Source organism: Pseudomonas sp. 10-1B, assembly GCF_000935045.1.
Lineage (GTDB): Bacteria > Pseudomonadota > Gammaproteobacteria > Pseudomonadales > Pseudomonadaceae > Aquipseudomonas.
In genome coordinates this window covers 13,362-34,113 of the sequence record NZ_JYKS01000057.1, presented here as the reverse complement: position 1 = coordinate 34,113, position 20,752 = coordinate 13,362, and the positions used below count along the sequence as shown (strand labels likewise).

General features: G+C 61.1%; 14 protein-coding genes, 1 other RNA gene and 1 pseudogene. 7 read left to right on the top strand and 9 right to left on the bottom strand.

Going from position 1 to position 20,752, the window contains the following annotated elements:
• Nucleotides 1-192: 192 nt before the first annotated feature.
• Both TZ03_RS28010 and TZ03_RS24860 read right to left on the bottom strand, forming a co-directional pair.
• Nucleotides 193-606, bottom strand: coding sequence for a DUF2628 domain-containing protein (locus TZ03_RS28010; RefSeq protein ID WP_053388462.1), 414 nt, complete (start codon nt 604-606; stop codon nt 193-195).
• A gap of 129 nt (nt 607-735) precedes the next feature.
• Complete coding sequence (locus TZ03_RS24860) at nt 736-1,197, bottom strand: hypothetical protein (RefSeq protein WP_051101034.1); 462 nt, start codon at nt 1,195-1,197, stop codon at nt 736-738.
• Between the two features lie 281 nt (nt 1,198-1,478).
• Here TZ03_RS24860 and TZ03_RS24855 point away from each other — a divergent pair, with 281 nt between their 5' ends.
• The 3 genes and pseudogenes from TZ03_RS24855 to TZ03_RS24840 all read left to right on the top strand — a co-directional run bounded on the left by TZ03_RS24855 (nt 1,479) and on the right by TZ03_RS24840 (nt 4,366).
• Nucleotides 1,479-1,706, top strand: a complete 228-nt coding sequence (locus tag TZ03_RS24855; protein ID WP_051101033.1) for a helix-turn-helix domain-containing protein — start codon at nt 1,479-1,481, stop codon at nt 1,704-1,706.
• Between the two features lie 572 nt (nt 1,707-2,278).
• A pseudogene (locus TZ03_RS24850) lies at nt 2,279-2,881 on the top strand (recombinase family protein); the annotation flags it as partial.
• 780 nt (nt 2,882-3,661) lie between these two features.
• Nucleotides 3,662-4,366, top strand: coding sequence for a hypothetical protein (locus TZ03_RS24840; RefSeq protein ID WP_051101031.1), 705 nt, complete (start codon nt 3,662-3,664; stop codon nt 4,364-4,366).
• A 237-nt stretch (nt 4,367-4,603) separates the two neighbouring features.
• Here the strand turns inward: TZ03_RS24840 and TZ03_RS24835 are convergent, their stop codons facing one another.
• From TZ03_RS24835 to TZ03_RS24815, 6 genes are all read right to left on the bottom strand, one after another.
• Nucleotides 4,604-5,080, bottom strand: a complete 477-nt coding sequence (locus TZ03_RS24835) for a hypothetical protein (protein WP_051101030.1) — start codon at nt 5,078-5,080, stop codon at nt 4,604-4,606.
• A 217-nt stretch (nt 5,081-5,297) separates the two neighbouring features.
• Nucleotides 5,298-5,394: signal recognition particle sRNA small type (gene ffs / locus TZ03_RS29300), an RNA gene on the bottom strand.
• Nucleotides 5,395-5,798: 404 nt separating this feature from the next.
• Nucleotides 5,799-8,129: an NAD-dependent DNA ligase LigA gene (ligA, locus tag TZ03_RS24830; protein ID WP_051101029.1), complete on the bottom strand. Its 2,331-nt coding sequence runs from the start codon at nt 8,127-8,129 to the stop codon at nt 5,799-5,801.
• Nucleotides 8,130-8,349: 220 nt separating this feature from the next.
• Nucleotides 8,350-9,243, bottom strand: coding sequence for a cell division protein ZipA (zipA, locus tag TZ03_RS24825; protein ID WP_051101028.1), 894 nt, complete (start codon nt 9,241-9,243; stop codon nt 8,350-8,352).
• Nucleotides 9,244-9,448: 205 nt separating this feature from the next.
• Nucleotides 9,449-12,937, bottom strand: coding sequence for a chromosome segregation protein SMC (smc, locus tag TZ03_RS24820; RefSeq protein WP_051101027.1), 3,489 nt, complete (start codon nt 12,935-12,937; stop codon nt 9,449-9,451).
• Nucleotides 12,938-12,940: 3 nt separating this feature from the next.
• Nucleotides 12,941-13,600 carry a GntR family transcriptional regulator gene (locus TZ03_RS24815; protein ID WP_051101026.1) on the bottom strand — a complete coding sequence of 220 codons (660 nt, stop codon included), beginning with the start codon at nt 13,598-13,600 and terminating at the stop codon, nt 12,941-12,943.
• A gap of 268 nt (nt 13,601-13,868) precedes the next feature.
• On the opposite strand from TZ03_RS24815, the gene xdhA reads away from it, so the two are divergent.
• The 4 genes from xdhA to guaD all read left to right on the top strand — a co-directional run bounded on the left by xdhA (nt 13,869) and on the right by guaD (nt 20,042).
• Nucleotides 13,869-15,323: a xanthine dehydrogenase small subunit gene (gene xdhA / locus TZ03_RS24810; protein ID WP_051101025.1), complete on the top strand. Its 1,455-nt coding sequence runs from the start codon at nt 13,869-13,871 to the stop codon at nt 15,321-15,323.
• Entirely contained in the window at nt 15,316-17,715 is a 2,400-nt protein-coding gene (gene xdhB / locus TZ03_RS24805) for a xanthine dehydrogenase molybdopterin binding subunit (RefSeq protein WP_051101024.1), read from the top strand. Before xdhA ends, xdhB begins: the two co-directional genes overlap by 8 nt.
• Nucleotides 17,716-17,881: 166 nt before the next feature.
• Complete coding sequence (xdhC, locus tag TZ03_RS24800) at nt 17,882-18,727, top strand: xanthine dehydrogenase accessory protein XdhC (RefSeq protein ID WP_051101023.1); 846 nt, start codon at nt 17,882-17,884, stop codon at nt 18,725-18,727.
• A 10-nt stretch (nt 18,728-18,737) separates the two neighbouring features.
• Nucleotides 18,738-20,042 (top strand): guanine deaminase, encoded by a 1,305-nt coding sequence (gene guaD / locus TZ03_RS24795; RefSeq protein WP_051101022.1) that lies wholly within the window; start codon nt 18,738-18,740, stop codon nt 20,040-20,042.
• Here guaD and aqpZ read toward each other — a convergent pair.
• Entirely contained in the window at nt 20,039-20,737 is a 699-nt protein-coding gene (aqpZ, locus tag TZ03_RS24790; protein WP_051101021.1) for an aquaporin Z, read from the bottom strand. The two genes, guaD and aqpZ, sit on opposite strands and share 4 nt — an antisense overlap.
• Nucleotides 20,738-20,752: the final 15 nt, after the last annotated feature.

Genomic DNA, 20,752 nt, shown 5'->3' with positions numbered 1-20,752 from the left:
TGCACTATATTATGGCGTGACCATGCGTCACAAGTTAACCTTCGAGAGAACATCAAGATTCTCGTGGAGCTATGCCTTCCTGCCCCACTATGAAAGTATAGCCGCCAGGCGCAACATCAACTCTACAGGACAGGGTGGAGTGGTGCACCAACACCCTGCTTGAGTAAGCTTCCCTATCAGGCCTCCTTACACTTAGACCAGGGGCTTTACCAAAGATCCACAGTGCTTGCACTTCACTGCTTGCATCTTTATCAACTCAGCACAGAACGGACATTCTCTCTGGCCACCTACACTCATTACTGGCTGGCCAGTAGAGTGGTCCGACTCAACCACTACTTCTTGCCATCCTTTACGCAGGTAAGAGTTCGCGATGATGCTATTGATGCTGAAGGCGTACACCACAATCGCTATGGGCAAGGCGATAATTATCCCTGGACCACCGGTTGCCAGCGAGAAGCCACCAACCAGTAATAGCCATAGGAAGAAGTGCGCCCAGAGCCCCTTGCTGGCCAAGTACAATGGCCCGAAAAGCACGACTAAACCACTAGCCTCCCTACTAATGGACTCAGTATGCCCGTTTGCTGGATTACGGAAGGTCCTTGCCATTGATAACTCCTTGCGATTCACGGTAATTAGAACGAGATAATATATGCGAATTAAATCACTTGATACCACCAGGATTGAAAGGGCATCCTTGCCCTATTGAATCAGAACCACTCAAAGCTCAACGAATGGTTATATCTGCTTACACGTATTAGGTAAGAGAGGATTGAAGAACGCGATAAGAGTTTCAAAGTCCGAATCAAGGAACACTGAAGGAACGGTCCCGATGAGAAACCCATCCCGCATCGCTTGCTGATCTACTGAATGCACCCATCCCTTCTTGATGACGAGCGCCACTGAATTATCTACCCGATCACGCCTGATGGTTAGGTAGCTAGGCAGCAAGTTAATATCGAGCATGACTCGACGATCACTATCCATTCGCAGCAATAGCAGAATCATAATCCCTACTATTTCTTCGCCAAGCGCGGTGTAGGCAGCAAGAGCCTCGAATGTATACCTTGGGATTTTTACTACTTGACTTTTCCGCTTCATTGAGCACACCCCTCTAGCACGGAAATTTTTTGCGAGTGGAGATGCCTCATCTTGCTGATGACCGGTGACGATGCTGGTCGCTGAATCTTGTTTGGTCATTGTTAAGCTCCTGTATATCAGTAAAAAGTATGTCTTACGGCCTTACTTGACTTACTGACTTACAGGGCGCACCCGCGTACTCCACGTACTAAACGCGCTCCCCCTGCCTACATCATTGAGGACTCAACCTCTCACAGTAGGGTACACCTGGTAGGCTTGGGCTGGGTGGCAGCCTCGGCCGAGGCCAATAATGCCATGCTATAGACAAAATTCACAGCATACTGTGAAGACCCAGGCCACCCTTGAACCGACAGTGCAACCTCATACAGAGGGGGCAAGGTTTGGACGCAGGCTTGGCATTCGGCAAGGTTCTCCGTGAAAGACGGAAGCAGGCAGGATTGACGCAGGAGAAGCTGGCGCTGGAAGCCGATGTGCAACGCAATTACGTCAGTCTTATCGAGAGGGGCGTCCACCAGCCCACCATCAACATCATCTTTAAGCTAGCCTCTGCACTCGGGTGCAAACCGTCTGACCTCGTTGCAGACGTCGAGACGCTCACCCACGATTGACCTTGCTCGCTACGACACCACCCCGGCCGGCTCAACCCGAAACCAGGTAACGCTACTTTGCGCCACAACCCCTTCAGATCAAGCCTTCGTTTACTAGACGCATAACTAATTTCGAACTAATTGTCCAAAGGCATCTTTCCTGGAAATGCGCTGCTCTCATTAGCATCTAAGGCCCAAATTACGTGGCATTGACGGTGAAGGCGCTAAGCAAATGACGCTACACGGCCTTACATCCCGCAATTCGGTGGCATTCAGCCTCCAAGCTGCCTGGACTTTCTCCCAACGTGGAGAAGTAAGCTCCTTCATTGCAGGGGCTAGTGTAGGGCCAGCGAATTTGCTTTCCCCGTTCCCGTTAGCGGCCCTGTGCCCGATGGCTCGCCCCCGGTCGGCAATTCAATAGAGGTAGCCCTAGCAGCTCTTCGCGTGTCATTACGGGTGTACTTGAGGTACCACAGGGTTACCGGGTAAAGCTTGCTTTGATCGTCCTTGAATTCGTGTCATTAAATGACTTTACTGACCCTACGTGACACAGTATTATGTGACACACTCAAAGTGACACAGAGGGGACTACGATGTTTATCCGCGCCTACCTTCGAGCTTCTACTACCGAACAGGACGCAACACGGGCAAAGCAGTCGCTGATCGACTTCGCTGCTGAGCAAGGACACAAGATCGCTGCTTTCTACATCGAGAATGCCAGCGGCGCGAAACTTGAACGCCCCCAGTTGTTCCGCCTTCTGGACGACAGCCACGAGGGTGACGTGCTGTTGATCGAAGGGGTAGATCGGTTATCCAGGCTGAGTCAGGATGATTGGGCACTGTTGAAGACCAGGATCGCGGCAAAGAAGGTGACTGTAGTGTCCCTGGACCTAAGTACCAGCCACGCGGCCTTGAGGCCCACTCAGGGAATGGACGAGTTCACCAAAGGTATGATCGCGGCAGTGAACGGTATGTTGCTTGACATACTCGCTGTTGTAGCTCGTAAGGACTATGAAGACCGACGCCGCCGTCAGGCCCAAGGCATCGCTAAAGGCAAGGCAGAGGGTGTGTACAAAGGCCGTCCAGCTAACCTTGACCTGCATAATCGAATTAGCGAACTGCTGGCGGACGGGAAGAGTATTCGTAAAGTTGCTGAACTGTTGCAGTGCAGCACCACAACGGTGCAGAAGGTTAGGCAACTGAATGCTCTAGACGCGGCCCACGAAGAGTTCAGGAAAGAATACACTGTCCTCGATGAGAAGATTGACCAGTCCCTCAAGGGTAACGGGCCTGACCTCACAGAGGCGGATTTCCAGCCCTGGATGGATGCGAAAGACGCACTGCATAAGGCCGGGCAGGTAACCAACGAGTAACAGTGCTATCACAGCCCCGCCTGCGGCGGGGCTTATCTATGGCCGACCATATTTCTGGATTGTAGGTGGCGAGGGGGCGTAGCCAGAGCAAAGGCGTTAAGCATCGACCCTCATAGGATGAGATTTCAACCGATTGCCCGTTATCTATAAATATTTTCCTCCCTGGAATGCAGGCAAGATTATCGCCCAACCAAGGTGCCGCAGAAAAAATCTTAAGAAATCCCTGCCCTGAAAAAGCGCCTTCCCCCCCTAACCAATATCGTCCTGTAAGCTACCAAGACCGTGCATCACCGCTAGGATAAGGGAATCCCTGATATGGATGACAAGGCCACTGCAACCGCCGATGCCCTAGAGCTTCTGATGATGAACCAGACAGCCCTGAGAGCCGCTATCGAGGAGTTGAGCACCTGGGTTCGTCAGCGTGGGTCTCTAAACGTCCACGACAACGCAATGGTAGCCTTACACGCCCTCGACATAAACGCCGACGCCATAACCTCCGTGATTAACCGCTTACGCTCCTAATCCAACCCAGTCGTTCTTGCGACCAGGTGACAAAGTGCCACCTCTGTTTTATCGTCTGCAAACACTCTGCACGGAGCGCTTATGAGCATCCCTGATCACATATTAGAAACCATCCAGACAACCCCTGAGCAGGCAGCATTGAGCGCTTGCGAATATGCTTTAGAGGCCGTAGAGCAATCCCCAGGTTGGGGTAAGGGCGAGCACGAACAACTTCTAGAGGCTTATGCTTTAATTTCCGCTATGGAGGACGCCAATTTAATCAGGGTGTACGCCTCAGTTGGGAATATTGATGGCGACCGCCCATCGGCCTGCGTAGCACTATCCGAATATCTAAACTCAATATGCGCCGAGATGGAGCAAGAACTTGCAAACAATCGACTTCAAGCAATGAAGTCAAAATTTGCAAACATTGTTTCCAATGGCTTTTCTTACGAATTCACTGAAGGTGATGTTAATCGAATTCAAGTTCTTATCAACGAACTGAGAACATTGATTAGCGACAATACCGAGCTGGAGGACCAGCATAAGCGCCGTTTGCTAAAAAGGCTCGAAAAGCTACAGTCTGAAATGCACAAGAAAATGTCCGACCTAGATCACTTCTATGGTCTGACGGTTGAAGGTAGCGTGATGCTGAAGAAGGTCGGCGGTAACCTGAAGCCTATCGTTGATCGGATCAGTGAAATTACGAAAATTACTTGGGCAACTCAGTCCAGAGCTGAAGACCTCCCATCCGGCAGTGAGCCACCCCTTCTGGGGCACGATGGTGACTCGCACTCGATAGAATAGATTCTGGCTAGAAACACCCAGGGAGAGCAATTGGGCTGCCCCCCTGATTCACCTCTCTGCTGCGAGGGCGCTAGTAGAGCCTCATTTGCAGCTTGATGGCTCCTTGGCGTTATCAAGACAGCAAGATTGCTACGTACAAAAGCTACGTAAAATCCAAAAACGAGAAGGCCCCGCAGACCTTAACCTGCGGGGCTTCACGTATAATCGCGGAGAGATAGAGGTTCTTAGCCAGTCAACTCAGCCGTTCCAATGCTGGGCTACAGGTTGCACGTTGAATGCTGCTCTTTGAGGCTTTATGGGGAATTCTGCTGTGCACCCAGTACAACGGAACTTGCCTCGGGCAGTACGGTTGTCTTGGAGCGGGTGAATTTCCTTCTTGTTGAAGCAGCTTGGACAGACGTAATGGGGCGTTTCATCATTCGAAATGTACACGACTGCACCGCCTGCTGTTTGCGTAAGCTTGTATGTAGCCGCTCGCTGTTGCCACGAGTCAGCAGCATCAAGCTTCTTCTTCAAGTCATCCCGCTCTAGCTGGAGCCTATGCAGGTCTTCCCGCAGATTGAACATCCCATCTTGCACGTCCCCCAGTTTTTCAAGGACTTCACCGATCTTCGCTTTTGCCTCAGCATCCACCTTGCCATCAAACGCAGCCTTGGCGAGTTGCTTGGTTAGGTTGATCGCCTGTACCACGCCGTTGAGTGCTGCAATATCCATGCTGCTGCCCTGTAGTGAATTGGATTTCTAACATTAGAGCAACCGAGCGGACGCGACTAGTGCCCAGGCAGCACGGGCATGAGCCTAGATTGGGGAATTACAGTCGACTAGAATGCCGAGCACGGTGCACCACTTAGGTGTACTACGGTACTGGTCCACTTCGAGATTTTTGAGCGAGAAATCCTTGCAAAATCAAGGACTTATAGAATGGAGGCGGCCCCACCAGCCACACCCCGGCACTCGATGTTCCCGCTATGGCTGCTCCCTTCCGGGCCTGACCAGGTTAACGGGTAATCAATGCGGGGGGACCGATGGGGCCACCACTACATGCCTCGCTGAGCAGCGAGTGGCGCCATTGTACCGGTCTTGGGGGCAGATACAACCTCTGGGTGGAGAAAAAGTCATCATTTCTCAATGACTTGTCCGGGTTGGGGTGGTGTTGCAGGCGAGACTGGCGCGAGACCTGTGGGAGCGGGCGTGCCCGCGAAGCAGGCAACGCGATGGATGGCACCGGCTTTGCCGGTGTTCGCGGGCATGCCCGCTCCCACAGGTACTGCACCGGCCTTGTCGTATGTGCGATCCCTGTGAGAGCGGCCTTGTGTCGCGAAAGGACCGCAGAGCGGTCCCAGGTTTCCAGCTCCGTCGCATAAATTATCGGGGCTGCTTTGCAGCCCGATCGCGACACAAGGCCGCTCCCACAAGGGACGCGCGCAGGGACTTAAATAGTGATGCCCTGGCCGGCCAGGAAGGCGACGAAGGCGTCTTCATCAAGCACCTTCACCCCCAGCTCGCTGGCCTTGGCCAGCTTCGAACCCGCCCCCGGCCCTGCCACTACGCAGTGGGTCTTGCCAGAAACCGAGCCGGCCACCTTGGCCCCCAGGCTTTCCAGCTTCTCCTTGGCAATGTCGCGGCTCATGCGCTCCAGGGTGCCGGTCAGTACCCAGGTCTGCCCAGCCAGCGGCAAGCCTTCGGCGACCTTTTTCTCGCTGCTCCAGTGCATGCCGAACGCCTGCAGCTGCGCCTCGATATCCCGTGCCAGTCGCTGGTTCGCTTCATCCTTGAAGAACTCACGCACCGCTTCGGCTTGCTTGGCCGCCAGGGCCTGGCGCAAGTCGATGCCGTCAGCGGCAATGATCTTGTCCAGGCTGTCGAGCTTGGCCACCAGCTTCTCGGCACCGGTCGGGCCGACCGAGGCGATATCGAGCTTGGCGATCATGCCGGCCAGGGTGGTGCTGGCAGCGAATTCGGCAGCCAGCTCGCCTTCATCCTGCAGTTGCATGCCGCTATCGAGTAGTTGCTTGATGACGCTACGGTTGTGCTCGTCTTCGAAGAAGTTATGGATCTCGTAGGCAACTTCCAGGCCGATGTCCGGTAGGTAGGTGAGTACTTGCGGCAACGCCTGCTGTACACGCGCCAGGCTGCCCAGCGAGCGGGCCAGCACCTTGGCAGTCTCTTCGCCTACGTCCGGGATGCCCAGCGCGTAGATGAAACGCGCCAGGCTCGGGCGCTTGCTGGCTTCAATGGCATCCAGCAGCTTCTGGGTAGAAACCTCGGCGAAGCCTTCCAGGCCGACGATCTGCTCGAACTGCAGCTTGTACAGGTCGGCTGGCGAGCCGATCAGGCCTTCATCCACCAGTTGCTCGACGCTCTTCTCGCCCAGGCCATCGATATCCATGGCACGCCGCGACACGTAGTGAATGATCGCCTGCTTGAGCTGGGCACCACAGGCCAGGCGGCCAACGCAGCGGTACACTGCGCCTTCGCTGGTGGTTTCCTTGCCTTTGCTGCGCTTGACCAACTGGGTGCGCTCGACCTGCGAACCACACACCGGACATTCGCTTGGCACTTGCACCGGACGGGCATCTTCCGGACGGCGCTCGACCACCACCTGCATCACCTGCGGGATCACGTCACCGGCGCGGCGGATGATCACCGTGTCGCCAATGCGCAGGCCCAGGCGGGCGATTTCGTCCATGTTGTGCAGGGTGGCGTTGGACACGGTCACACCGGCTACCTTCACCGGCCTCAGGCGCGCCACGGGCGTTACCGCGCCGGTGCGGCCGACCTGGAACTCGACATCCAGCACCTCGGTCAGCTCTTCCATGGCCGGGAACTTGTGGGCAATCGCCCAGCGTGGCTCTCGGGCGCGGAAGCCCAGCTCGCGCTGGGAGGCCAGGCTGTTGACCTTGAATACGACACCGTCGATTTCGTACGGCAGGCTATTGCGCCGCTCACCGATGTCGCGGTAGTAGGCCAGGCACTCTTCAATGCCCGCGGCATGCTTGAGCTCGCGGCTGATGGGCAGCCCCCAGGTCTTGAGCTGCTCGAGGATGCCGATGTGGCTGTCGCCGATGCTCTCGGACACCTGGCCGACGCCATAGCAGCAGAACTCCAGCGGGCGGCTGGCGGTAATTTTCGAATCCAGTTGGCGCAGGCTGCCAGCGGCAGCGTTGCGCGGGTTGGCGAAGGTCTTGCCACCCGCTTCAGCCTGGGCGGTATTGAGCCGGTCGAAACCGGCCTTGCTCATGTACACCTCGCCACGCACTTCCAGTACTGCCGGCCAGCCCTCGCCCTGCAGCCTGAGCGGAATATTGCGCACGGTACGCACGTTGGCGCTGATGTCTTCGCCGGTGGTGCCGTCGCCACGGGTGGCGCCCTGCACCAGTTGGCCGTCGCGGTACAGCAGGCTCACGGCCAGGCCGTCGAGCTTGGGCTCGCAGCTGTAGTCGACGGCACCAGGCTGGTCGAGGCCATCGACCACGCGACGGCCGAACTCGCGCAGGTCGGCTTCCTCGAAGGCGTTGCCCAGGCTGAGCATGGGCACTTCGTGGCGCACCTGGCTGAACGCTGCCAAGGCCTCGCCGCCGACGCGCTGGGTGGGCGAATCGGGGGTTACCAGGTGCGGGTGTTCGGCTTCAAGCGCCTTGAGCTCGTTGAACAGGCGGTCGTATTCGGCATCGGGCACGCTGGGCTCGTCGAGCACGTAGTAGCGGTAGTTGTGCTGGTCGAGTTCGGCACGCAGTTCGTGGATACGGGTTTCGGCGGTCATGGGGTTTCTTCTCTTGCAAAGCAAAAGAGCAGCCTGGGGGTGATGTGCGGGGCCTGGGTTTGTTGCTACCTGTCCCGGCCCTATCGCCGGCAAGCCAGCTCCCACAGGAGGACAGTGGTACCCCTGTGGGAGCTGGCTTGCCGGCGATGGGGCCGGGACAGGCGATAACAACACCCGAACCGACCAGCACGCCCTCAGGCTGCTCTTTCGTCTGGATCTGTCAGCGCTTCTGGGTCAGCGCACGGCGCTCGAACTCGACGATACGCTGGCGGTAGTGCTCGATGGTTTGGGCGGTCAGCACGCTGCGCTGGTCGTCCTTGAGCTCGCCGTTGAGCTCGTGGGCCAGCTTGCGCGCCGCAGCTACCATCACGTCGAAAGCCTGCTTCGGATGACGCGGGCCCGGCAGGCCGAGGAAGAAGCTCACTGCGCGGGTGCTGAAGTGGTCGATGTCGTCCAGGTCGAACACACCAGGCTTGACCGCGTTGGCCATGGAGAACAGCACTTCGCCGTGACCGGCCATGCTTTCGTGACGGTGGAAAATGTCCATTTCGCCGAAGCGCAGGCCGCTTTCGAGGATGTTCTGCAGCAGCGCCGGCCCCTTGAAGCCGCCCTCGTCACGGGAGATCACGCTGATGACCAACACTTCCTCGGCCGGCGGCAGCTCCTTCACGCTGCTGCTGGCAGACGCCGTACCGCTGTTGCGGGGGGTGTCGGCGGCAAAGTCGTCGTCGCTGTCGGCAAACAGGTCAGGCTCGCGCGGCTCGGCGCTCAGGTTCAGGTCGCCCTGTTGCATATCGGCAGCCGCAGTGGCGCGCTTGCCACGCTTGCTGGCCTTGGCCGGCTTCGGCTCACGTTCACGATCACGCGCAGAGGCGCTGAGCGACGGCAGGTCGCTTTCATCCAGCTCAGGTTCCTTGTGGGTATCCAGCACCCGGGACGGACCAAGCACTTCGGCACCGCCGCCCTCTTCGTCCGGCAGGTTGGAATAACTGCGATCCAGACGGAATTTCAACTTGCCTTTGCCGCCGCGCATGCGGCGCCAGCCGTCGAAAAGAATCCCGGCAATGACAATGATGCCGATGACGATCAGCCACTCGCGCAGACCGATTTCCATGTAATCCCGTGCCTCTATAAAAATATGCTTGAAAACAAAGGGTTCAAAGCCCTTTAACACGTGGCGCCAACTCTATGTTCTGACAGGCGTTTTACCCACGCAAAAAACGAGTGACATTAAGCTAGCACGACCAAAGACAACTTTACACCGTCTGTCGCACATGACGGGGGCATTTCGCTACAGAATGTGCCCCCATCGTCGCACATCAGGCGTCGACCATGGCCATGGCCGCCTCCACATCAACTGCAACAAGACGTGAACAACCGGGTTCATGCATGGTCACCCCCATCAATTGGTCCGCCATCTCCATGGCAATCTTGTTATGGGTGATGTAGATGAACTGCACACTTTCACTCATTTCCTTGACCAGGCGGGCGTAGCGCCCGACGTTGGCATCGTCCAGCGGCGCATCGACTTCGTCGAGCATGCAGAACGGTGCGGGGTTCAACTTGAAGATGGCAAACACCAGCGCCAATGCGGTCAGGGCCTTTTCGCCGCCAGACAGCAGATGGATGGTGCTGTTCTTCTTGCCCGGTGGCCGCGCCATGATCGTCACCCCTGTATCGAGTAGATCTTCGCCCGTCAGTTCCAGATAAGCGCTGCCGCCACCGAAAACTTTTGGGAAAAGTGCCTGTAATCCGGCATTTATCTGATCAAAGGTATCCTTGAAGCGGTTGCGGGTTTCCTTGTCGATCTTGCGGATGACGTTTTCCAGGGTATCGAGGGCTTCGACCAGGTCGGCGTCCTGGGCGTCCAGGTAGCGCTTGCGTTCGGACTGCTGCTGGTACTCTTCGATGGCGGCCAGGTTGATTGCCCCCAGGCGCTGGATACGCGCCTCGAGCTGCTCCAGCTCCTGTTCGGTGCCCTGCTCGGTGACCTCGGCCTCGAGGGTGGCGAGCACACCTTGCAGGTCGTAGCCATCGGCCAGCAATTGTTCCTGCAGGGTCTTGCGCCGCACATCCAGGCCTTGGCACTCCAGGCGCAGTTGCTCCAGCTGGCCACGCAGCAGCTGGGCTTGCTGCTCGGCCTGGGTGCGGCGCTTTTCGGCATCGCGCAGTTCGCGGTCGGCCTCGTCCATGTGCAGGCGGGCCTGGCGCATTTCTTCGTCCACGCTCATGCGCCGCTCCAGCAGCTCTTCGAGCTTCAGGCGCAGCTCTTCGAGAGGCGCCTCGCCCTCCTCCAGGTTCAGGCACAGTTGTTCCTGGCGTTCGGTCAGGCGCGCGGCCTGCTGCTCCAGGCGCTCCAGGGCCTGACGGGTGGAATCGTGCTGGGCACGCAGCGAGCCCAAGCGCACGGCCAGCTGGTGAGCGTGGTCCTTGTGCTGGCGGGCTTCCTGGCGAACGCGATCGAGGCTTTCGCGCAGGGTGTCGCGGCGGGCCATCAACTGCTCACGCTGCTCGGTGTCCTGGGCCATAAGCTCCAGGGCATCCTGCAGCAGCAGGCGTGCTTCGCCCAGTTGCTCGTGCTCCAGGGCGCGCTGCTCGTCCAGTTCGGTCAGTTCTTCCTGCAGGCGCAGACGGCGCAGCTCGACCTGCTCGGCGCGCGCGCGGCTGGCTGACAGGTTGGCGTTCAGCTCGCCATGCAGGCGGTTTTCTTCCTGGGTGCGGCGGCGCAGCTGTTCGCGCTGCTCTTCCAGGTCCAACTGTTGCTCGCGCAGGGCCTGCAGTTGCTGCTCCAGCTGCTCCAGCGCCGCTTCCTGTTCCAGTTGTTCCTGGCCCAGGCGCTCGATCTCCTGGCCGCGCGCCAGCACGCCGCCTTCGGCTTCACCACCACGACGCACCCGCAGGAAATGCCGGCCTACCCAGTAGCCATCACGGCTGACCAGGCTTTGGCCTTCGCCAAGCGACGCGCGTTGCGCCAGCGCCTGGGCCAGGTCTTCCACGGGTTTGACCAGGCCTAGCCAGGGCGCCAGGTCGATACCGCCTTGGACCTTTTCCAGCAGGCTGCCGGGCAATGTCGAACCGGTGCCACTGGCCAGCAGCAAGCGCAACTCGCCCTGCTCCAGGCCGGCAAAATCAAGGCGGCTGAAATCGTCGACCAGCACGGCCTGCAGATCGGCACCGAGCACCGTTTCCACGGCCAGCTCCCAGCCCGGCTCCACCCGCAACCCTTCTGCCAGGCGCGGCTGTTGCTCCAGGCCTTGGCCGTGCAGCCAGCCCGCAGCGCCTGCGCCCGGCTCCAGGGCCGCCTGTTGCAAGGCTTCGAGCGATGCCAGGCGACCGCCCAGGCGCTGCAGGTCGCCCTGCGCCTGCTGCTGAGCCTGGCTGGCCTGTTGCAGTTGCTCGCGCAGGCCCTCCAGGCGCTCGACCACCTGCTCTTCGCAGAGCTGCAGCTCTTCCAGCACCATTTCGCTGCTGGCCAACTGCTCGGCCAACTCGAGCATGGCGGCGTCCTGCGGGGCGCTACCCAGTTGCTCGCGCTCCTCGCCCAGCTTGCGCTGGCGTTCGGCCAACCGCTCAAGACTGGCCTCCAACTGCTGCAGGCGCGCCTGCTGCACTTCGGCCTGGCGGCGCGGCTCGGCGGAGCGGCTATTGAAGTTGTCCCACTGTTCCTGCCAGCCATGCATGCCCAATTCGGCCTCTTCAAGGGCAGCGGCGGCCTCTTCAGCGGCGGCCAAGGTCATTTCCTGCTCGGGTTCAAGCATGGCCAGCTCTTCGCCCAGGGTGGCCAGCAAGGTGCGGTCATGGCCGAGGTGCGATTCGGTTTCCAGGCGCGTGCGCTCGGCTTCCTTGAAGTCGTCCTGCAACTGGCGCAGGCGCTGCTGGCCGTGCTGGATGCTCTGCTCGACCCGGGCAATGTCACCGGCCACCGAGTAGAAGCGCCCCTGCACCTGGTTGAAACGCTCGGACAATTCGTGATGGCCGTCGCGCAGGCGCTCGATGCTGGCGTCGGCATTGCGCTGCTCGGCCACCAGCGCCTCATGGGAAACGTCCTGGTCACCGATCACCGACTCGCGCTGGCGCACCCGCTCATCCAGGTCGCGCCAGCGCAACGCCGACAGGCGCGCCTTCAGCTGGCGTTCCTGGGCCTTGTATTCGCGATACTTCTCGGCCGCCTGGGCCTGGCGCTGCAGGCGTTCCAGCTGGCGCTCCAGCTCTTCGCGCAGGTCGGTCAGGCGCGCCAGGTTTTCCTGGGTGCGGCGGATGCGGCTCTCGGTTTCGCGGCGGCGTTCCTTGTACTTGGAAATGCCGGCGGCTTCCTCGATGAAGTTGCGCAGTTCCTCGGGCTTGGCCTCGATCAGCTTGGAAATCATGCCCTGCTCGATGATCGAGTAGCTGCGCGGCCCCAGACCGGTACCGAGGAAAATGTCGGTGATGTCACGCCGGCGGCACTTGGTGCCGTTGAGGTAATAGCTGTTCTGCCCGTCGCGGGTGACTTTGCGTCGGATCGAGATCTCGGCGTAGGCGGCATATTCGCCGACCAGGGTGGTTTCGCTGTTGTCGAACACCAGCTCGATGCTGGCCTGGCTGACTGGCTTGCGGCCGCTGGAGCCGTTGAAGATGACGTCGGTCATCGACTCGCCGCGCAGGTTCTTCGCCGAACTCTCGCCCATCACCCAGCGCACGGCGTCGATGATGTTGGACTTGCCACAGCCGTTGGGGCCGACCACGGCCGCCATGTTGCTGGGGAAGTTGACCGTGGTCGGGTCGACGAACGACTTGAACCCGGCCAGGCGAATGCACTTCAAGCGCATCGGTCAGCCTCGGGCCAGCGCCGCCAGCACCAGTTCGCAACTGCGCTGGCAATAAGCGGTAAGCACCTCGCGAATGCGCGGCAGGTCGCGGGCGACCACGGCGTCGAGCAAGCGGGCGAACAGTTCGAGGTAATCGTCCGTGCTGGCCTGGCGCTGGTCCAGGGCCAGGTAATAGGCGCGGCTCATGGCCGGCTGCAGGTTTTCCACGGTTTCCTGCAGGTACGGGTTGTCGGCGAACGGGTAGGCGGCACGCATGACCGCGAAGCTGTCGGCAACGAAGGCCTTGATATCCAGCTGGTCATGGGCGTGCTGCAGGCGCTGCTGGATCTCCAGGAACGGGCGCAGGTCGGCATCGGTGCGCCATTTTTGCGCAACCGCGTTGCCCAGCAGAATGTACAACTCGCCCATCAGGGAACACAGGCTGCGCACGCTGTGCTCGTCGAGCTCGGTCACGTGGGCACCCCGGCGCGGCAGGATCGCCACCAGGTGACGGCGTTCGAGGATCAGCAGCGCTTCGCGTACCGAGCCGCGGCTGACGTTGAGTGCCTGGGTGACCTTCTGCTCCTGGATACGCTCGCCTGGCGCCAGCTCGCCACGGATGATGCGTTCGGCCAGGTAATCGGCAATCTGCTCGGAAAGGCTGTCCGGGGCCTTGAACGTCATGGTTTTCCTTCAAAATCATTGAACTGGGCACAAGGGGCGGATTGTAGCGTACTTGGCCGGTTATCGCGCAGAGGGGCCAGGCGGTTTATTTGACCTGCCAGGCCGCCACACGCCCGGCGCGATCTATGCTTGGGATATGGGCAAAGTGTTGGGCCGGGAATGCATACGAGCAATTTCTTGACCTTTGAGTCAGAAAAATATTGACCAGCTGGACAGGTCTTGCTTAGAGTCCGCCCAACAACAATAAAACCATTGCGAGGCTATCCCCGTGATCCAGTTTCTCGTCAACCAGGAGCTGCGCAGCGAGCACGCCCTGGACCCGAACATGACGGTGCTGCAATACCTGCGCGAGCACCTGGGCAAACCCGGCACCAAGGAGGGCTGCGCCAGTGGCGACTGCGGCGCCTGCACCGTGGTAGTGGGTGAACTGACCCAGGACGACCAGGGCAACGACAGCCTGCGCTACCGCAGCCTCAACTCGTGCCTGACCTTTGTTTCGTCCTTGCACGGCAAGCAACTGATCAGTGTCGAAGGCCTCAAGCACCAGGGCCAATTGCACAGCGTGCAACAGGCCATGGCCGATTGCCATGGCTCGCAATGCGGCTTCTGCACCCCCGGCTTCGTCATGTCGCTGTTCGCCCTGCAAAAGAACAGCAGCGGCCCCGACCTGCACCAGGCCCAGGAAGCCCTGGCCGGCAACCTGTGCCGCTGCACTGGCTACCGGCCGATCCTCGACGCCGCCGAGCAGAGCTGTCGCCAGCCGTGCCGCGACCAGTTCGACGCCCAGCAGGCGCAGACCATCAGCCGCCTCAAGGCCATTGCGCCGACCCAGGCCGGCGAGCTGAACAGCGGCGACAAGCGCTGCCTGGTACCGCTGACCGTGGCCGACCTGGCCGAGCTGTACAGCTCGCACCCGGAAGCGCGCCTGCTGGCCGGCGGCACCGACCTGGCCCTGGAAGTCACCCAGTTCCACAAGACCCTGCCGGTGATGATCTACGTCGGCCACGTGGCCGAACTCAAGCGCATCGAAAAAACCGCCAGCCACCTGGAAATTGGCGCCGCCACCCCGCTCACCGACTGCTACGGCGCACTCAACGAGGAATACCCCGATTTCGGCGCCCTGCTGCACCGCTTCGCCTCGCTGCAGATCCGCAACCAGGGCACCTTGGGCGGCAACATCGGCAACGCCTCGCCGATCGGCGACTCACCGCCCCTGCTGATCGCCCTGGACGCGCAGATCGTCCTGCGCCAGGGCGAGCGCCAACGCACCATGGCACTGGAAGACTACTTCATCGACTACCGCATCACCGCCCGCCAGGACAGCGAGTTCATCGAGAAGATCATCGTGCCGCGCGCCAGCGAGGACTGGGCGTTCCGCGCCTATAAAGTGTCCAAGCGCCTGGACGATGACATTTCCGCCGTGTGCGGCGCCTTCAACCTGAGCATCGAAGACGGCGTGGTCAGCGGTGTGCGCATCGCCTTCGGCGGCATGGCGGCGATACCCAAACGCGCCCGCGCCTGTGAGGCAGCACTGCGCGGCAAGCCGTGGAACCAGGCAGCCATCGAACGTGCCTGCCAAGCCCTGGCCGAAGATTTCACCCCGCTCAGCGACTTCCGCGCCAGCAAGGAATACCGCCTGCTGACCGCACAGAACCTGCTGCGCAAGTACTTCATCGAACAGCAAACGCCGCACATCGAAACCCGGGTGACCGCTTATGTCTAACCATCACGTAGCCAAGAGCCAGGCCGAGATGGCCGAACTGTTCAGCCAGGACCTGACCACCGGCGTCGGCCGCAGCGTCAAGCACGACAGCGCCGACAAGCATGTATCCGGCGAGGCGGTGTACATCGACGATCGCCTGGAATTCCCCAACCAGTTGCACGTCTATGCACGCACCGCCGACCGTGCCCATGCGCGCATCCTGCGCATCGACACCACGCCGTGCTATGCCTTCGAGGGGGTGCGTATCGCCATCACCCACGAAGACATCCCCGGCCTGAAGGACATCGGCCCGGTGGTGGCCGGCGACCCGCTGCTGGCCATCGACAAGGTCGAGTTCTTCGGCCAGCCGGTGCTCGCAGTGGCTGCCCGCGACCTCGACACCGCGCGCCGCGCGGCCATGGCCGCCATCGTCGAATACGAAGACCTGGAACCGGTACTGGACTTGGTCGAGGCGTTTCGCAAGAAGCACTTCGTGCTCGACAGCCACACCCACCAGCGTGGCGATTCCGTTGCCGCCCTGGCCAGCGCCCCGCACCGCATTCAAGGCACCCTGCACATCGGCGGCCAGGAGCACTTCTACCTGGAAACGCAGGTTTCTTCGGTGATGCCCACCGAAGACGGCGGCATGATCGTCTACTGCTCCACGCAAAACCCCACCGAAGTGCAGAAGCTGGTGGCTGAAGTACTCGACGTGCCGATGAACAAGGTGGTGCTGGACATGCGCCGCATGGGTGGCGGCTTCGGCGGCAAGGAAACCCAGGCCGCCAGCCCGGCATGCCTGTGCGCGGTGGTCGCGCGCCTGACCGGCCAGCCGACCAAGATGCGCCTGCCGCGGGTCGAAGACATGACCATGACCGGCAAGCGCCACCCATTCTACGTCGAGTACGACGTGGGCTTCGACGACGACGGCCGCCTGCACGGCATCAACTTCGACCTGGCCGGCAACTGCGGTTACTCGCCCGACCTGTCCGGCTCGATCGTCGACCGCGCCATGTTCCACTCCGACAACGCCTACTACCTGGGCGATGCCACCGTGCACGGCCACCGTTGCAAGACCAACACCGCCTCCAACACCGCCTACCGTGGCTTTGGCGGCCCACAGGGCATGGTCGCCATCGAGCAGGTGATGGACCATATCGCCCGCCATCTGGGTCGCGACCCGTTGGCGGTGCGCAAGGTCAACTACTACGGCAAGACCGAGCGCAACGTCACCCACTACTACCAGACCGTCGAGCACAACATGCTCGAGGAAATGACCGCCGAGCTGGAAGCCAGCAGCGACTATGCCGAGCGCCGCGAATCGATCCGCCGCTTCAACGCCAACAGCCCGGTCCTGAAGAAGGGCCTGGCGCTGACGCCGGTCAAATTCGGCATCTCGTTCACCGCCACCTTCCTCAACCAGGCCGGCGCGCTGATCCACATCTATACCGACGGCAGCATCCACTTGAACCATGGCGGCACCGAGATGGGCCAAGGCCTGAATACCAAGGTGGCACAGGTGGTGGCGCAGATCTTCCAGGTTGATTTCAGCCGCATCCAGATCACCGCTACCAACACCGACAAGGTGCCCAACACCTCGCCGACCGCGGCCTCCAGTGGCGCCGACCTGAACGGCAAGGCGGCGCAGAATGCGGCCGAAATCCTCAAGAAGCGCCTGACCGAGTTCGCCGCGCGGCACTACCAGGTAACCGAGGAAGACGTCGAGTTCCGCAACGGCCATGTACGCGTGCGCGACCAGATCGTCAGCTTCGAGCAACTGGTGCAGCAGGCCTACTTCGCCCAGGTGTCGCTGTCCAGCACCGGTTTCTACCGCACGCCGAAGATCTACTACGACCGCAACCAGGCGCGCGGCCGGCCGTTCTACTACTTCGCCTTCGGCGCTGCCTGCGTGGAGGTGATCGTCGACACCCTGACCGGCGAATACAAGATGCTGCGCGCCGACATCCTGCACGACGTGGGCGACTCGCTGAACCCGGCCATCGACATCGGCCAGGTGGAAGGCGGCTTCATCCAGGGCGTGGGCTGGCTGACCAGCGAAGAACTGGTGTGGAACGCCAAGGGCAAGCTGATGACCAACGGCCCGGCCAGCTACAAGATCCCGGCGGTGGCCGACATGCCGCTGGACCTGCGGGTGAAGCTGGTGGAAAACCGCAAGAACCCTGAGGACACCGTGTTCCACTCCAAGGCCGTGGGCGAGCCGCCGTTCATGCTCGGCATCGCCGCCTGGTGTGCGGTCAAGGATGCCGTGGCCAGCCTCGCCGATTATCGCGTGCAGCCGCAGGTGGATGCACCGGCGACACCGGAGCGTGTGTTGTGGGGCTGTGAGCAGATGCGCAAGGCGGTGGCTGTCGCGCAACCTGCCGAAGCGGAACTGGAAACCGTAACCCAGTAACGCCGCCGCTCTGCTTTTTTGTGGGAGCGGCCTTGTGTCGCGAAAGGGCCGCGCAGCGGCCCCAGAAATCTTCAAAGCTGCACAGATCCTGGGGCCGCTGCGCGCCCCTTTCGCGACACAAGGCCGCTCCCACAGGGATCGCGACGCAACATAGAGAGGTTGCATCATGCACCAATGGATCAACGCCCTCGCCGACCACCAGTCCCGTGGCGAAGCCTGCGTGCTGGTGACCATCATCGAGGAGCGCGGCTCGACCCCGCGCAATGCCGGCTCGAAGATGGTGGTCAGCGCCAGCGGCCTGTTCGACACCATCGGCGGCGGCCACCTGGAATACAAGGCCCTGCACATCGCCCGGCAAATGCTCGAAGAGCAGCGCACCACCCCGCACCTGGAGCGCTTCAGCCTCGGCGCCAGCCTTGGTCAGTGCTGCGGCGGCGTCACCGTGCTGCTGTTCGAGCCCATGGCCGCGGTGCAGGCACAGATCGCCGTGTTCGGCGCGGGCCATGTCGGCCGGGCTCTGGTACCCTTGCTCGCCGCGCTGCCCTGCCGGGTGCGCTGGATCGACTCGCGCGAGCAGGAATTCCCTGCCCTGATCCCCGACGGGGTGACCAAGGTGGTCAGCGAGGAGCCGGTAGACGAAGTGGCAGAGCTGCCGCCAGGCTGCTATTGCATCGTCATGACCCACAACCACCAGCTCGACCTGGAACTGACCGCCGCCATTCTCAAGCGCAACGATTTCACCTGGTTCGGCCTGATAGGCTCGAAGACCAAACGGGTCAAGTTCGAGCACCGCCTGCGCGAGCGCGGCTACGACGACGCGGTGATGGCGCGCATGCGCTGCCCGATGGGCCTGGCCGAGGTCAAGGGCAAGCTGCCCATCGAGATCGCCGTGTCCATCGCCGGCGAAATCATCGCCACCTACAACGCCTGCTTCGGCCAGCACGACGCTGCCGCCAATGCCGGCCCCATTGCCCAGTTGCTGCCGCCCTCCCGGCGCAGCCAAGCCATTTGACGAGTGTGTTATGACCGTTACCCGCAAAGCCTACCGTGCCGCCATCCTGCACAGCATCGCCGACCCGGCCGAGGTGGGCCTGGAGGCGTCCCATGAGTACTTCGAAGACGGCCTGCTGGTGGTCGACGATGGCCGCATCAGTGCCGTTGGCCACGCCAGCGAACTGCTGCCGACCCTGGATGCCGACATCCCGGTCGAGCACTATCAGGATGCGCTGATCACCCCGGGCTTCATCGACACCCACATCCACTTCCCGCAGACCGGCATGATCGGCTCCTACGGCGAACAACTGCTGGACTGGCTGAATACCTACACCTTCCCTTGCGAAAAGCAGTTCGCCGATAAAGGCCACGCCGACCAGGTGGCGAAGATCTTCCTCAAGGAACTGCTGCGCAACGGCACCACCACCGCGCTGGTGTTCGGCAGCGTGCACCCGGAATCGGTCAATGCCCTGTTCGAAGAGGCCGAGCGCCTGGACCTGCGCCTGATTGCCGGCAAGGTGATGATGGACCGCAACGCCCCGGACTACCTGACCGACACCGCCGAATCGGGCTATGCCGAAAGCAAAGCGCTGATCGAACGCTGGCACGGCAAGGGCCGCCTGCATTACGCGGTGACTCCGCGCTTCGCCCCGACCAGCACCCCGGAACAGCTGACCCTGGCCGGGCAACTGCTCAAGGAACACCCTGGCGTGTACATGCACACGCACCTGTCGGAAAACCTCAAGGAAATTGACTGGGTCAAGTCGCTGTTCCCCGAGCAGAAGGGTTACCTCGACGTCTACGACCACTTCGAGCTGCTGGGCGAGCGCTCGGTGTTCGCCCACGGCGTGCACCTGTGCGACGACGAATGCCAGCGCCTGGCCGAAACCGGCTCGGCCGTGGCCTTCTGCCCCACCTCCAACCTGTTCCTCGGCAGTGGCCTGTTCAACCTGCCCCAGGCCGAGCGCTTCAAGGTCAACGTGGGGCTGGGCACCGACGTCGGCGCCGGCACCAGCTTCTCGCTGCTCAACACCCTGAACGAAGCGTACAAGGTGATGCAACTGCAAGGCGCGCGCCTGCACCCGTACAAATCGCTGTACCTGGCCACCCTCGGCGGCGCCCGCGCGCTGCGCCTGGACGACCGCATCGGCAGCCTGCGCGCGGGTAACGATGCCGACTTCGTGGTGTTGGACTACAAGGCCACGCCGCTGCTGGACTACCGCATCCAGCAGTCCAACAGCATCGAAGAGACCCTGTTCGTGCTCACCACCCTGGGCGACGACCGCACCGTACGTGAAACCTACGCCGCCGGGCGTTGCGTGCACCAGCGCTAAGGTTCTTTGGCAAGGCCCCGGTACAGCGCGCCGCCGATTGCAGCCCCGATCAGCGGCGCTACCCAGAACAGCCACAGCTGTTGCAGCGCCCAGCCACCGACGAACAAGGCCGGCCCCGTGCTACGCGCGGGGTTGACCGAGGTATTGGTCACCGGGATCGAGATCAGGTGGATCAAGGTCAAGGCCAGACCGATGGCGATCGGGGCAAAGCCAGCCGGCGCCCGCGCGTCCGTGGCGCCCATGATCACCACCAGAAACATCGCCGTCATCACCACTTCACTGACAAAGCCCGCCCCCAGCGTGTAGCCGCCAGGCGAGTGGTCGGCGTAGCCGTTGGATGCCAGGCCCGCGGACAGCTCGAAACCGGCCTTGCCGCTGGCGATGAGGTAGATCACCCCGGCGGCCAGAATGGCGCCGATGACCTGGGCGATCACATAGGGCAGCAGTTCTTTGGCCGGGAAGCGCCCGCCCACCACCAGCCCGAACGACACGGCGGGGTTGAGGTGACAGCCGGAAATATGGCCAATGGCGAAGGCCATGGTCAGTACAGTGAGGCCGAAGGCGAAGGCAACACCGAGAACACCGATGCCGATGGGGGAACTGGCTGCGAGAACCGCACTGCCACAGCCACCGAGGACCAACCAGAAGGTGCCGATCAGCTCGGCCCCCATTCGTGTACCCAGAGACATGGTCATGGACCTTTCCTCAAG

What these genes read in the sequence shown, in the direction of transcription:
- xdhB (WP_051101024.1), top strand. Translation starts at nt 15,316, where the DNA reads ATGTCTAACCATCACGTAGCCAAGAGCCAGGCCGAGATGGCCGAACTG.
- aqpZ (WP_051101021.1), bottom strand. Translation starts at nt 20,737, where the DNA reads ATGACCATGTCTCTGGGTACACGAATGGGGGCCGAGCTGATCGGCACC.
- zipA (WP_051101028.1), bottom strand. Translation starts at nt 9,243, where the DNA reads ATGGAAATCGGTCTGCGCGAGTGGCTGATCGTCATCGGCATCATTGTC.
- ligA (WP_051101029.1), bottom strand. Translation starts at nt 8,129, where the DNA reads ATGACCGCCGAAACCCGTATCCACGAACTGCGTGCCGAACTCGACCAG.
- TZ03_RS24835 (WP_051101030.1), bottom strand. Translation starts at nt 5,080, where the DNA reads ATGGATATTGCAGCACTCAACGGCGTGGTACAGGCGATCAACCTAACC.
- TZ03_RS24815 (WP_051101026.1), bottom strand. Translation starts at nt 13,600, where the DNA reads ATGACGTTCAAGGCCCCGGACAGCCTTTCCGAGCAGATTGCCGATTAC.
- xdhC (WP_051101023.1), top strand. Translation starts at nt 17,882, where the DNA reads ATGCACCAATGGATCAACGCCCTCGCCGACCACCAGTCCCGTGGCGAA.
- TZ03_RS24860 (WP_051101034.1), bottom strand. Translation starts at nt 1,197, where the DNA reads ATGACCAAACAAGATTCAGCGACCAGCATCGTCACCGGTCATCAGCAA.
- TZ03_RS24840 (WP_051101031.1), top strand. Translation starts at nt 3,662, where the DNA reads ATGAGCATCCCTGATCACATATTAGAAACCATCCAGACAACCCCTGAG.
- TZ03_RS28010 (WP_053388462.1), bottom strand. Translation starts at nt 606, where the DNA reads ATGGCAAGGACCTTCCGTAATCCAGCAAACGGGCATACTGAGTCCATT.
- guaD (WP_051101022.1), top strand. Translation starts at nt 18,738, where the DNA reads ATGACCGTTACCCGCAAAGCCTACCGTGCCGCCATCCTGCACAGCATC.
- smc (WP_051101027.1), bottom strand. Translation starts at nt 12,937, where the DNA reads ATGCGCTTGAAGTGCATTCGCCTGGCCGGGTTCAAGTCGTTCGTCGAC.